General features: G+C 71.3%; 11 protein-coding genes. 1 reads left to right on the forward strand and 10 read right to left on the reverse strand.

All coding sequences use genetic code 11. The annotated features are described in order from the left end of the window. The first annotated feature begins 83 nt into the window (after positions 1 to 83). On the forward strand, positions 84 to 350 hold the full coding sequence (rpsT, locus tag PBV52_RS15030) for a 30S ribosomal protein S20 (protein ID WP_274238865.1): 267 nt from the start codon (positions 84 to 86) through the stop codon (positions 348 to 350). Between the two features lie 187 nt (positions 351 to 537). Here the strand turns inward: rpsT and PBV52_RS15035 are convergent, their stop codons facing one another. The 10 genes from PBV52_RS15035 to leuS form a co-directional block, all read right to left on the reverse strand. After that, the gene (locus PBV52_RS15035; RefSeq protein WP_274238866.1) at positions 538 to 933 is read right to left on the reverse strand and encodes a nuclear transport factor 2 family protein; all 396 of its coding nucleotides are present in this window, start codon (positions 931 to 933) and stop codon (positions 538 to 540) included. 154 nt (positions 934 to 1,087) lie between these two features. Next, positions 1,088 to 1,483 carry a nuclear transport factor 2 family protein gene (locus PBV52_RS15040; protein WP_274238867.1) on the reverse strand — a complete coding sequence of 132 codons (396 nt, stop codon included), beginning with the start codon at positions 1,481 to 1,483 and terminating at the stop codon, positions 1,088 to 1,090. A gap of 282 nt (positions 1,484 to 1,765) precedes the next feature. Beyond that, entirely contained in the window at positions 1,766 to 2,755 is a 990-nt protein-coding gene (gene holA, locus PBV52_RS15045; RefSeq protein ID WP_274238868.1) for a DNA polymerase III subunit delta, read from the reverse strand. Between the two features lie 101 nt (positions 2,756 to 2,856). Beyond that, positions 2,857 to 3,102, reverse strand: coding sequence for a hypothetical protein (locus PBV52_RS15050; protein ID WP_274238869.1), 246 nt, complete (start codon positions 3,100 to 3,102; stop codon positions 2,857 to 2,859). A 156-nt stretch (positions 3,103 to 3,258) separates the two neighbouring features. Then, positions 3,259 to 4,098, reverse strand: coding sequence for an arylamine N-acetyltransferase (locus PBV52_RS15055; RefSeq protein WP_274238870.1), 840 nt, complete (start codon positions 4,096 to 4,098; stop codon positions 3,259 to 3,261). Between the two features lie 4 nt (positions 4,099 to 4,102). After that, the gene (locus PBV52_RS15060) at positions 4,103 to 6,934 is read right to left on the reverse strand and encodes a ComEC/Rec2 family competence protein (protein ID WP_274238871.1); all 2,832 of its coding nucleotides are present in this window, start codon (positions 6,932 to 6,934) and stop codon (positions 4,103 to 4,105) included. Beyond that, the gene (locus PBV52_RS15065) at positions 6,931 to 7,815 is read right to left on the reverse strand and encodes a ComEA family DNA-binding protein (protein WP_274238872.1); all 885 of its coding nucleotides are present in this window, start codon (positions 7,813 to 7,815) and stop codon (positions 6,931 to 6,933) included. Before PBV52_RS15065 ends, PBV52_RS15060 begins: the two co-directional genes overlap by 4 nt. Positions 7,816 to 8,454: 639 nt before the next feature. Next, positions 8,455 to 9,300: a DegV family protein gene (locus tag PBV52_RS15070; RefSeq protein WP_274238873.1), complete on the reverse strand. Its 846-nt coding sequence runs from the start codon at positions 9,298 to 9,300 to the stop codon at positions 8,455 to 8,457. A 93-nt stretch (positions 9,301 to 9,393) separates the two neighbouring features. Continuing rightward, positions 9,394 to 10,131 (reverse strand): hypothetical protein, encoded by a 738-nt coding sequence (locus PBV52_RS15075; RefSeq protein WP_274238874.1) that lies wholly within the window; start codon positions 10,129 to 10,131, stop codon positions 9,394 to 9,396. Between the two features lie 238 nt (positions 10,132 to 10,369). Next, complete coding sequence (gene leuS / locus PBV52_RS15080; RefSeq protein WP_274238875.1) at positions 10,370 to 13,243, reverse strand: leucine--tRNA ligase; 2,874 nt, start codon at positions 13,241 to 13,243, stop codon at positions 10,370 to 10,372. Positions 13,244 to 13,275: the final 32 nt, after the last annotated feature.

Below are 13,275 nucleotides of genomic sequence, written 5' to 3' on the forward strand. Positions count from 1 at the left end.
CCCTCTCAGCACGAGGCACACTCCAGAAAATCACCGGTACGGGTCCCGTGCGGCCCCGTACCAGAACCTGAAAAGGCTCATTCGTGGCGAACATCAAGTCCCAGATCAAGCGGATCAAGACCAACGAGAAGGCTCGGCTGCGCAACAAGGCCGTCAAGTCCTCCCTGAAGACCGCGATCCGCAAGGCCCGTGAGGCTGCTGCCGCGGGTGACGTCGAGAAGGCCACCGAGTACCAGCGCGCTGCCGCGCGTCAGCTCGACAAGGCCGTCTCCAAGGGCGTCATCCACAAGAACCAGGCTGCCAACAAGAAGTCGGCGCTGGCTTCGAAGGTCTCTGCTCTCAAGGGCTGACACTTGATTTGATCGCCGGAGGGACTCGAGCGGGCCCTCTCTCATCCGCTCCCGTCCGGCACCCCGAGCCTGTACGCGGCCTGCGTTCGCCACGCGGGTACGGGCTCAGCAGCTTCAACCGAAGGCCCCGGCGCCTCGCCCTTCCCCAGGGTGGGTGCCGGGGCCTTCGGCATGCACGGGGTACGGCTCACGACCAGAACTCGTTGCCCCTCTCGATGTCCTCGACGCACTCGTCGATGTCGGTGACCTTGTCTCCGACGATCCGGAAGACGAGGGCGCCGTTCTCGTCTATGCGCTTGCCCTGGCGCTCGGCGGTGAAGCCGTGCACGGACACGGCATGGCCTCGGCCGTCCACGAGGATGTTGCGCAGTTCGACGCGGAACGTCCCGTTCGTCTCGGTGAACAGCCGACCGTACATGTCGATACACGCGTCCTGCCCCTTGAAGTCACCCGAGAGCGGGTGGCTGCCGGGCACGTGGTGCGTGCAGTCTCCGGAGAGCAGGGTGCGCAGGGTGTCCATGTCACCCCGTGAGAAGGCTTCGTAGCCCTTGCGGACGAGTTGTGCATGAGGGTGTTCAGCCATGGCGATCGCCACCTTTCCCAGTTCGGCGAGGTGCGGCTGATACGCACGATTCTCCTCCGCCGGGAGGCAAGGGCCACTGGATCACTCGGTCGGCCCCTCGGACAGGTGGGGGGCAGGGGGGGCAGGTGGGGGCAGGTGGGAGCAGGGCAGGGGTTCAGGACCAGAAGTTGTTCAACATGTCGAGGTCCTCGAAGCACTCGTCGAGGTCGGTGACCTTGTCCCCGACGATCCGGAAGACGATGCTCCCGTTCTGCTCGATGCGCTTGCCCCGGCGCTCAGCCGTGGAGTGGTGCAGGGACACCGCGTGCCCCCGGCCGTCGACGAGGACGTGCCGCAGCTCCGCCTGCAACGTCCCGTTCGTCTCCTCGAAGATCCGCCGGAACATGTCGAGAACCGCGTCCTGACCCTTGTAATCGCCCGACAGGGCATTGCTGCCGGGGAAGTGATACGTGCAGTCCCCCGCCAGCAGCCCACGCATGCTGTCCAGGTCACCACGTGTGAAGGCGTCGTAGCCCTTGCGGACGAGCGCCGCGTGCGGGTGTTCAGCCATGGCCGTCGCCACCTCTCCATCGCATGGATGCGTTACGGCTGATACCCCGATTCTCCTCTCCACCGACACCTCGTCGACTCGATCACCTCGGTCCCCACGGTCGCCTCGATCACGGAGTCGACGGGGCCTCGGGGCCTGTCCGGCGGATCAGGTCGTGAGAGACGGGCGGCGACGCAGCTGGGGGATGCCCCCCGCTCGAAGAGCTTGGGGAGGGCGGGGAGAGCTGGGAGAGCTGGGAGAGCGTGCCAGGCCCGCGGCCACGGCATGATCCGCCGGGCGGACCTAGGACCGCCCCCTCGACCGCGCCGCTCGCGCAATGGCGACGACCGCCTTCTCCAAGGCGTACTCGGGGTCGTCCCCGCCGCCCTTCACGCCGGCGTCGGCCTCGGCGACCGCCTGCAGAGCGATCGCCACTCCGTCGGGCGTCCATCCCCGCATCTGCTGCCGGACGCGGTCGATCTTCCAGGGCGGCATGCCCAGCTCGCGAGCGAGGTCGGCAGGGCGGCCGCCGCGTGCGGAGGACAGCTTGCCGATGGCCCGTACGCCCTGCGCGAGCGCGCTGGTGATCATGACGGGCGCCACGCCGGTGGAAAGGGACCACCGCAGCGCCTCCAGCGCCTCCGCCGCCCGCCCCTCGACCGCCCGGTCGGCGACGGTGAAGCTCGACGCCTCCGCTCGGCCGGTGTAATACCGTCCGACGACGGCCTCGTCGATCGTCCCCTCGACATCGGCGACCAGCTGACTCACCGCGGACGCCAGCTCCCGCAGATCACTACCGATGGCGTCGACCAGCGCCTGACACGCCTCGGGCGTCGCGGACCGCCCGGTCGCCCGGAACTCACCGCGCACGAACGCCAGCCGATCCGCCGGCTTGGTCATCTTCGGGCACGCGACCTCCCGCGCCCCCACCTTGCGCGCGGCGTCGAGCAGCTTCTTGCCCTTGACCCCACCGGCGTGCAGCAGCACGAGGGTGATCTCCTCGGCCGGCGACCCCAGATACGCCGTCACGTCCTTGATCGTGTCGGCCGACAGATCGTGTGCGTTGCGCACGACCACGACCTTGCGCTCCGCGAACAGCGAGGGGCTGGTCAACTCGGCCAGCGTGCCCGGCTGCAACTGTTCCGGAGTCAGATCCCGCACATCCGTGTCCGCATCGGCGGCCCTGGCGGCAACCACCACCTCCCGCACGGCACGATCGAGCAGCAGCTCCTCCTGACCCACGGCGAGAGTCACGGGAGCGAGGAGGTCGTCAGTCGCAGTCTTCCTGGCCATCGCGACAAGCATGGCACGGGCCACTGACAACGCGGCGCGTCCGGGTCACCGCCGGCCTGCACCCGTGCCCCCAGCTTGCGCCGGCACCGGCACCGATCGGCCTACGGCTCCTCCCGCCAGCCGTCCCACTCCCCCGCGAACTCGTCCAGCTTCCCCGGATCCAGCCGCCCCTCCTCGTCCCGCAGCACCACCAGCCACTGCGCATCCTCGGCATCGTCCTCCCCAGCCAGCGCATCCCGCACCAGCCGCGGCTCCTCATCGATCCCGAACCGCTCCCTGAGCGCCTCCGCGACCTCCTCCGCCGCGTCACGATCGGGCAGCACCAGCACATGTCTCACATCACTCACGGAGCAATTCTCGGACACCCACGAGAGACGAACCTGCGCCGGGCCCCGCACGAGTTGCCGGCGTGGCCCCGAGCGGCCCTGCGCCGCCCTGAGCGACCTGAGCGACCTGAGCGACCTGAGCGACCTGAGCGACCTGAGTAGCCTCACTGGCCGCTATCAACCGTCCCGGTCGGGCTTGCGCACCGTCGGCACCCGGTCCAGCTCGATCCCGAACCTCTCCCGGTACACCCGCAGCACCTCCTCGTCCGTGCCCAACTCCCGCTCCTCACGTGTCCCGTCGGCCGCCGTCTCCTTGAACGTGCGCCCGCTGAGCGTGATCCGCCCTCCTTCCTCCGTCACCCGCGAGCACACCAGCGACTGCGTGAAGTGCGAGCCCGGCGAGGTGCTGTGCCACCACGCCCCGGCCACGAAGTCGCCGAGCACCCGCGGCCGCCGCTCCAGCCGGTACTCCGGTCTGCCGTCCATGACGACGTCCAGGTCCGCCGCCTCCTCCACGTCGTGCCCACCGCGCACCCCGGCCGCGTCCGGCCCGGCCTCGACGATCCGGAACACACCCGCCGGATCCACCTGCTCACCCCGCGCCTCGAACGCCAGCGGATAGTGACTGTGCGCCCCGAAACCGATGTCCGCCAGCCATGTGCCCCCGTCCACCGTGCGCACCTTCAGCGCCATGTGGTCGTAGGGAATCCCGAGCCGCCCCTCCTTCCCGTGGACCCGCGCGGCGAGCAGCGTCACATCGAAACCCAGCGCGGTGAGCAACGCCCCGAACGCCCCGTTCAGTTCGTAGCAGAACCCGCCCCGTCCAGCCCCCACCACCTTGTCCAGCAGCCGCTTCTCCTCCAGCACGATCTCCTCGCCGAGGTGGATCGACAGGTTCTCGAAGGGCACGGTCTGCAGATGGCGCAGATGCAGCTCGCGGAGCACGTCCACGGTAGGCCACGCCGGGTGCTCGACCCCCAGGCGGCGGAGATAGGCATCAACCACAACGGAATCCATGCCCTCAGTCTCCCGCCACCCGCAGCTCCGCGCCCGTACCCGCGACCGCCAGCGCCCCGTCCTCGTCCGTCCGCAGCACCACCGCGCCCTGCGCCCGCAGCGCCGCGACGGTGCTGGGAGCCGGGTGTCCGTACGGGTTGTCCTCACCACAACTGATCAGTGCCAGCCGCGGCGCCGCCCTGCGTATGAGCTCGGGGTCCTGGTACGCCGAGCCGTGGTGGGCGACCTTGAGCACGTCCACGCCGCCCAGCAGCGCCCCCGACGGCGATCGCAACAGCGCTCGCTGGGCCGGGGGTTCGAGATCCCCGAGCAGCAGGAGCCGCAGCCCGGCCGAGCGGACGAGCAGGGTGACACTGGAGTCGTTCGGGCCGTCCGGGGCCAGGGCGGGGTGTGCCGGCGGCCAGACGACCTGCCAGCTCAGTGCCCCGGTACGCCGCTCCTCCCCGGCGGCAGCCCGCGTCACCGGAATGCGCCGGGCGGCTGCCTCCCCACGTACGAACTCCACCTGGTCCACGGGCTCTTCGTGCCCCGTCGTCTCGATCGCGCCCACCGCACGCCCGCGCAGCACGCCGGGCAGGCCCGCCACATGGTCGGCGTGGAAGTGGGTCAGCACGACGAGCGGGATCCTGGTGATCCCGAGCGTGCGCAGGCACCGGTCGACCAGTGTCGGGTCGGGTCCGGCGTCCACGACCACGCCCGTCCCCTCGCCCGCCGCCAGCACCGTCGCATCGCCCTGCCCCACGTCACACATCGCGAACCGCCACCCGGGCGGCGGCCACCCCGTGACCACCCTGGTCAGCGGTGGCGGCTGCAGGACCACCAGCAGGAGCAGCGCCCCGCAGACACCGCACCACCAGGGGTGCCGCAGCAGTCGTCGGCCGACGAGCAGGAGGACCACCGTCGCGACGGCGAGCAGCGCCGCGCCGGTCCAGCTGCCGGGCCAGTCCACTCCCGCCCCGGGCAGTGCGGCGCCCGTACGGGCGACATCCGCGATCCACCCGGTCGGCCAACTCGCACACCAGGCCAGCACCTTGGCCAACGGCATCGCGAGCGGTGCCGCCGCCAGCGCCGCGAATCCCAGCACAGTGGCCGGTGCGATCGCGAACTCCGCGAGCAGATTGCACGGCACCGCCACCAGGCTCACCCGGGCCGACAGCACCGCCACGACCGGCGCGCACAGCGCCTGCGCGGCAGCCGCGGCGGCCAGCGCCTCGGCCAACCGCGGCGGCACCCGGCGCCGCCGCAGCGCCGCGCTCCAGCGGGGCGCGAGCGTGAGCAGGGCGCCCGTGGCGAGCACGGAGAGCAGGAAGCCGTAACTGCGGGCCAGCCACGGGTCGTACAGCACCAGCAGCAGTACGGCCGTCGCCAGCGCCGGGATCAGTGATCTACGGCGTCCGGTCGCCAGGGCCAGCAGGGCGACGGCTCCGCAGGCCGCGGCCCGCAGCACGCTCGGGTCCGGTCGGCACACGACGACGAACGCGAGGGTGAGCACTCCGCCGAGCAGCGCGGTCGTCCGCAGGGAGATGCCGAGGCGGGGCGCGAGACCACGGCGCTCGACCAGCTGGGACATGCCGGGCGGGCCGATCAGCAGGGCGAGGATGATCGTCAGGTTGCTGCCGGAGACGGCGAGCGTGTGCGCGAGGTCGGTCTCCTTGAACGCCTCGTCCAGTTCCGGAGTGATCCGCGAGGTGTCGCCCACCACCAGCCCCGGCAGCAGCGCCCGCGCGTCCGCCGGCAGCCCGTCGGTCGCCTCCCGCAGCCCGGCCCGCAACCGCCCCGCCAGCCGCTGCGCCGCCGACGGCTCCCCCACGATCTCCGGCACCGCCGGGTCCCGCACCCGCAGTACGGCAGCGATTCGGTCCCCGTCGGCCAGCGCGGGCGCCAGCGTCGCGGTCACCCGTAGCCGCGTGGAGGGCAGGAGCCTCAGCCAGGGCGAACGTCGGCCGGTACCAGGCGGCGACGCCTCGTCGACGTCCTCAGCCCCAGGGGGCCTCAGTGCCCCATCGACATCCCCAGACCCAGGAAACCTCGGCGCCCCGTCGACATCCCCGGACCCATAGGGCCTCGGCATCCCGTCCACGTCCCCCGCCTCAGAGGACCTCGGCGCCGCGTCGACGATCATCAGCACCGGGGCCCGCGTCATCACCGCCGTGCCGTGCGCCTCCTCTACGCGCCGTACGTCCGCGTTGATCAGCACGGCGGTCGGCGCCATGTGATCCCCCTTGACCCGGGGCCGGGTGAGCCGGGGGTCGGAGGTGACCTCGACCTCGGCGGTCACGGTGGCGTACTCCCGCGCCAGCCCGGGCACCGGGCCCCGCCGCAGATCGGCCCCGTGCAGCCCGGCGGAGACGGCGGCCGCGGCGACGCAGAGCAGGACAGCGGCGACGGAGGTACGCGGCCAAGTGAGTCGCAGGGGCGTTGAGCCCTGCCTACGCGGCCGCGTGAAGTGCCCTGGCACGGAATCCCGCCCGGGCACGGAATCCCGCCCGGCCACGGAGTCCTGCCTGTGCACGGAATCCCGCCCATGCACGGAGTCCAGCCCGGCCACGGAACCCACCCCAGACCCCGCCGCACGACCATCACCCACCCCACCGCGCCGCACCAGCAGCAGTACGCCCGCCGTGACCAGGCATACGACCACCGCACCCCCCACCCACACCGTGGGGGCGTCAAGCATCAGCGCCGCCGTCGCCCAGGCGGCGAGCGCGGGTGGGACGAGTCGGAGGTCCGTCGGTCCTTCCTGTCGAGGGTGGGAGGCGCCGAGCCGGTTTCCCGAGGCGGCGTGAACGGCGGCGCGGGAAGGCACGAGGTCGGGTGCGCGGACGTCGTGCCTCATGGCTGTACGAGATTCCGTAGATCGGCGAAACGGCGGTCGCCGATGCCATTGACCTCGCGCAGCTCGTCCACCGAACGGAAGCCACCGTGCTGGGTGCGGTAGTCGATGATGTGCTGGGCCAGCACCGGGCCCACGCCCGGGAGGGTGTCGAGCTGGTCCACGGTGGCCGTGTTGAGTGAGACCGGCCCGGCAGGTGCGGCCCCGGCGACCGCCGCACCTGCCGAGCCCGTGCCCGCAGCGGCCCCGGGGGCGGCAGCCGTACCACCGACGAGCACCTGCTCGCCGTCCACCAGGAACCGGGCCCGGTTGAGGCCGTCGGTGTTCGTGCCGGGACGCACCCCACCGGCCACACGCAGTGCGTCGGCGACCCGCGAGCCGGCCGGCAGGCGATGGATCCCCGGCTCGCGCACCTTGCCGCTGACGTCCACGACGATCTCCGCCGCGGCCGTGCCCACGGCACCCGGCGCATCGGCCTTCGACGCACCCGCCACGGCCTCCTTGCCCAGCTCCCCTCCTGCGAGCGGGGCCACAGCCCGCACCACCTCGGGCGCCCGCACGGACTGCGCCCGACCGGCCCAGAAGTGCTGCACGGCGAACCCGGCGGCAAGGACGAGGACCACGGTGAGCGCGACCACGCTCCGCCGCTCCAACCCACACCTCGCCTGCAACCACACCGGCATCCGCTCCCGCAGAGCCGGCCCGACCCGCGCCCGCCAGTCCCCAGCACCCACGTCACCGGCCCCGGCAGCGGCACCGGCACTGGCACTGGTACCGGCACCCTCGCCGGCATCCGGCACGTCCGGGCCGACCGCCGTATCACCGCGCGGTACACCGGAGCCCAGCAGCACACCAGAGCCCAGCGCCACCTCAGAGCGCGGCACATCAGCCCGCGAAACATCAGCCCGCGAAACATCCGTACGCCTCGCCGCACCAACACGCGGCCCACCCAAGCCCGCGGACCAGTCGGCGTACCGATCATCCATGCCCACGGCCGCCCGAGCGCGCGGCGCGCCACTCAGGTCCGCTTCCGACTCCTCAGCCCCCGCACGCCAACCGGGCGCCTCCCAAATGAGTCCACGCGGTCCACGCGAGGCAGCTTCCGCCCCCGCCCCCGTCCCCACCCCCGAACCGGAACCCGAACCCGAACCCGGGGCATACTCCTCCCCGCTCGACGGCGTCCCCGCTCCCGACTCCCGCCACTCTCCGGCCCGTTCGGCGAAAATCACCTCCGCCCTGCGCCGTAACTCCTCCGCCGACGCGTGGTTCTGCCGTGCCCGCCCCCGGACATGCATGCGTCGTCGGTGGCGGGCGCGGCCGTCGGAGTGGGGGCCTCGGCCCGGGCCACTGGTTGGCGTCGTGGTGCAAGTGCGTGATCGAAGTGCCATGCGACGAGGATCGGACACCTCGCCACACTCGCGATGATCTTGCTCAATTCCCGGGGATTACCGCCCAGTTGTGGATATCTCCACCACCCACACGAGTGACGGCCCCCAAAGAGCCCGCCACCGCGACCAACCCCTTCACCGCGGCGAAACCACAACCCCCAACAACCCGGGCCCGGTATGCGCCCCGATCACCGCCCCGACCTCACTCACATGCAGCTCAGCCAACCCCGGCACCCGCGCCCGCAAACGATCCGCCAGCGCCGACGCCCGGTCAGGGGCGGAGAGATGGTGCACCGCGATGTCGACCTGCGCGCTGCCCGCCCGCTCGGCCGCGATCTCCTCGAGGCGGGCGATCGCCCGGGACGCCGTCCGTACCTTCTCCAGCGGTCCGATCCGGCCGCCCTCCAGCTGCAGCAGCGGCTTCACCGCGAGCGCGGACCCCAACAACGCCTGTGCGGCACCGATACGGCCACCGCGGCGCAGATAGTCGAGGGTGTCGACGTAGAAGTAGGCGGCCGTACCCCCGGCCCGCTTCTCCGCGGCCGTGACGGCCTCGTCCACCGTGCCGCCCGTCTCCGCCGCCTCGGCCGCGGCGAGCGCGCAGAAGCCGAGCGCCATGGCGACCATCCCGGTGTCCACGACCCGCACCGGCACCGGTGCCTCGCGCGCCGCGAGGACCGCCGCGTCGTAGGTGCCGGAGAGCTCGGCGGACAGGTGCAGGGAGACGATGCCGGTGGCGCCGGACTCGGCGACCTTGCGGTAATGCTCCGCGAAGACCTGAGGGCTGGGGCGCGAGGTGGTGACAGGGCGTCGCTTCTGCAACGCCTGGGCGAGGGAACGGGTCGAGATCTCGGTGCCCTCGTCCAGCGCCTGGCCGCCGACGACCACGGTCAGGGGTACCGCGGTGATGCCGTGGCGCTCCATCGTCCGCGGCGGCAGGTAGGCCGTTGAATCGGTGACGATCGCGACATGGCGGGACATGAGCTGGAGGTTACCTGGCGTAGCGCCCGGGCGGCAGACCGACCCCGTTCACCTGGGAATGCCTTGACCGGATCAGCGCGTGCTCAGCCGTCCTCAAGTCGTGCTCTCGGGGCGGGGTTTCTTCTGCCAGGGGTAGGTCGGGCGAGGGCCGGGCGGCGTGATGGCGGGCCGCGTAGGCTCCTCGGCCCGCTGGGACTGAGGGCTGTCCGGCCAGGTCTGCTCGGTCGTCGCGGCGGCCTCGGTGGCCGGGGCCTCCGGCCACGGGGGCGGCGGCGTCGACGACGAGGGCTCCGTGGTCTGCCAGTGCCGCAGGGCGCCGGTCTCCACGTCGATCTGCGCGCTGAGGCTGTCCAGGTCGTCGCCGGCGAAGCGGTGGGCCCGGTCGCGGGCCGCCCAGCGCAGCGCATCCGCGGACTGGACGATGCGCTCGGTGCGCTCGCGCAGGTCGGGCAGCCGCTCGCCGAGCGTCGCGCGGTCCGGCTCGGACTCCAGGCGCCGCAGTTCGGCGTCCAGTTCGTGCCCGTGCGCGCTGAGGCGCTGGAAGAGGCCGAGGGACTCCTTGAGGGACTCGTCCTCGCCCGCGCGCAGCGCGTCCTGGGTGGCCCGCATGGAGGTACGCAGCTTCAGCCGCAGCTGGGCGATCTCGCCGACCGGGCCCGGCTGGGCGAAGGACTTGGCCCGCAGGGTGTGGTCCTCGACCGTACGCCGGGCGTGGGTGATGGTTTCGTCGACGCGGCGCTTGGCGGCACCGACCACCTTCACCGTGGCATACGCGCCGAGCACGACGAAGAGCACGAAAAGCAGGGCGACAACTGCGATCACTGCTTCCACGAGCTCCTCCTCCGACCGGTCGCGACGCACACCGCGTCACTCTTCAACGGTAAACGCAGCGGGCAGGCCCGGAGTTCCAACAGAACCCCGAACCTGCCCGTAGGGGATCACCCCGAGCCAATCACCACGCTCAGGCAGCCCCTGAGCCTTCCGCTGCGCTCACGGCAGCCCCTGAGCCGTCCGCCACCCTCACGGCGACCACCGAGCCCACGTCCGAACCGGCCCGATCGCCGAAGGCCTACGCCGGAACGATGTTCACCAGCTTCGGTGCCCGCACGATCACCTTGCGGATCCCCGCGCCGTCCAGCGCCGCCACGACCTTCTCGTCGGACAGCGCGACCTTCTCCAGCTCCTCCTCGGAGATGGCCGGCGAGACCTCCAGGCGGGCCTTGACCTTGCCCTTGATCTGCACGACACAGGTGACGGTCTCGTCGACGACGTACGCCGGGTCGGCCACCGGGAAGTCCTGGTGCACCACCGAGTCCTCGTGGCCCAGCCTGCGCCACAGCTCCTCGGCGATGTGCGGGGCCAGCGGCGCGGCCATCAGCACCAGCGCCTCGGCGACCGAGTGCGGCACCGCCCCGCCCGCCTTGGTCAGGTGGTTGTTCAGCTCGGTGACCTTGGCGATGGCAGTGTTGAACCGCATGCCCTCCAGGTCCCCGCGCACCCCGTCGATCGCCTTGTGCAGGGCACGCAGCGTGTCCTCGTCGGGCTCGGCGTCGGCCACCGTCAGCTCACCGGTGGTCTCGTCGACGACGTTGCGCCACAGCCGCTGCAGCAGCCGGAACTGGCCCACCACCGCGCGCGTGTCCCACGGCCGGGACACGTCCAGGGGGCCCATCGCCATCTCGTACAGGCGCAGCGTGTCGGCGCCGTACTCCGCGCAGATCTCGTCCGGAGTGACCGCGTTCTTCAGGGACTTGCCCATCTTGCCCAGCAGCCGGGAGACCTTCTCGCCCTGGTAGTAGTACGCGCCGTCGCGCTCCTCCACCTCGGCGGCCGGCACCGCGATGCCACGGCTGTCGCGGTAGACATAGGCCTGGATCATGCCCTGGTTGAACAGCTTGTGGAACGGCTCCGCGGACGAGACGTGCCCCAGGTCGAACAGCACCTTGGACCAGAAACGGGCGTACAGCAGGTGCAGGACGGCGTGCTCGGCGCCGCCGACGTACAGGTCGACGCCGCCGTGCGGCTGGCCCTCGCGCGGGCCCATCCAGTACTGCTCGATCTCCGCGTCGACCAGCTGCTCGCTGTTGTGCGGGTCCAGGTAGCGCAGCTCGTACCAGCAGGAACCGGCCCAGTTGGGCATGGTGTTGGTCTCACGCCGGTACCGCTTCGGGCCGTCGCCCAGGTCCAGCGTGACGTTGACCCACTCCTCGTTGCGCGACAGCGGCGTCTCGGGCTCGGTGTCGGCGTCGTCCGGGTCGAAGGTGCGCGGCGAGTAGTCCTCGACCTCGGGCAGCTCCAGCGGCAGCATCGACTCGGGCAGGGAGTGGGCGATGCCGTCCTCGTCGTAGACGATCGGGAAGGGCTCGCCCCAGTAGCGCTGACGGCTGAACAGCCAGTCGCGCAGCCGGAAGTTGACCGTGCCCTCGCCGATGCCCTGGTGCTCCATCCACTCGGTGATGCGCGCCTTGGCCTCGGCGACGCCCAGGCCGTCCAGGGAGACACCCTCACCGGTGGAGTTGATGATCTTCGCGTCGTACGACGCGAAGGCGTCCTCCCACGTCGAGGTGTCCGTACCCCGGCCGTCCGTCGGCTCGACGATGCAGTGGATCGGCAGCTCGAAGGCGCGCGCGAACTCGAAGTCGCGCTGGTCGCCCGCCGGGACAGCCATGATCGCGCCGGTGCCGTAGCCCATCAGGACGTAGTCGGCGATGAAGACGGGGATCTTCTCGCCGTTGACCGGGTTGGTCGCGTACGAGCCGATGAAGACGCCGGTCTTGTCCTTGGCCTCGGCCTGCCGCTCGACGTCGGACTTCGAGGCGGCCTGGGCGCGGTAGGCGGCGACGGCCTCGGCAGGGGTCGCGTGACCGCCGGTCCAGACGTCGTGGGTGCCCTCGGGCCAGGCCTGCGGGGTGAACTTCTCGACCAGCGGGTGCTCGGGCGCCAGCACCATGTAGGTCGCGCCGAACAGGGTGTCGGGGCGCGTGGTGAAGACGGTGATGTGCTCGCCGTCGATCGGGAAGTCGACGCGGGCGCCCTCGGAGCGGCCGATCCAGTTGCGCTGCTGCAGCTTGATGGCCTCGGGCCAGTCCAGCGCGTCCAGATCGTCCAGCAGCCGGTCGGCGTAGGCGGTGATGCGCATGTTCCACTGGCGCAGCTTGGCCTTGAAGACCGGGTAGTTGCCGCGCTCGGAGCGGCCGTCGGCAGTGACCTCCTCGTTGGCCAGCACGGTGCCCAGGCCGGGGCACCAGTTGACCGGCGCGTCGGAGGCGTACGCCAGGCGGAACCCGCTCAGGACGTCGGCGCGCTCGGTGGCGCTCAGCTCGCTCCACGCGCGCGTGTGCCCCGGTACGGCACGCTCACCGGACTCGAAGGCGGCGACCAGCTCGGAGATCGGGCGGGCCTTCTTCGCCTCGTCGTCGTACCAGGAATTGAAGATCTGCAGGAAGATCCACTGGGTCCACTTGTAGTAGTCCGGGTCGATCGTGGCGAACGACCGGCGCTTGTCGTGGCCCAGGCCCAGCCGGCGCAGCTGGGACTTCATGTTCTCGATGTTGGCCTCGGTGGACACGCGCGGGTGCGTGCCGGTCTGCACGGCGTACTGCTCGGCGGGCAGGCCGAAGGCGTCGAAGCCCAGGGTGTGCAGGACGTTGTGGCCGGTCATGCGCTGGAAGCGCGCGAAGACGTCGGTGGCGATGTACCCCAGGGGGTGACCGACGTGCAGGCCCGCACCGGAGGGGTACGGGAACATGTCCATGATGAACTTCTTGGGCCGGGCGACGACCTCGGAGTCGCCCGCCAGGTCGCCCTTGGGGTTCGGAGCGGCGTACGTACCCTCGGCATCCCAGAAGTCCTGCCAGCGCGCCTCGATCTCGGCGGCCATGGCCGCCGTGTAGCGGTGCGGCGCGGCCACCTCGGCGGTGACAGCAGGGTTCGTCTCGCTCATGATCCTCAAAGCTCCATCGGTCGTCTCTGCCA

Origin of the sequence: Streptomyces sp. T12, assembly GCF_028736035.1 — a bacterium.
Classification (GTDB): domain Bacteria; phylum Actinomycetota; class Actinomycetes; order Streptomycetales; family Streptomycetaceae; genus Streptomyces.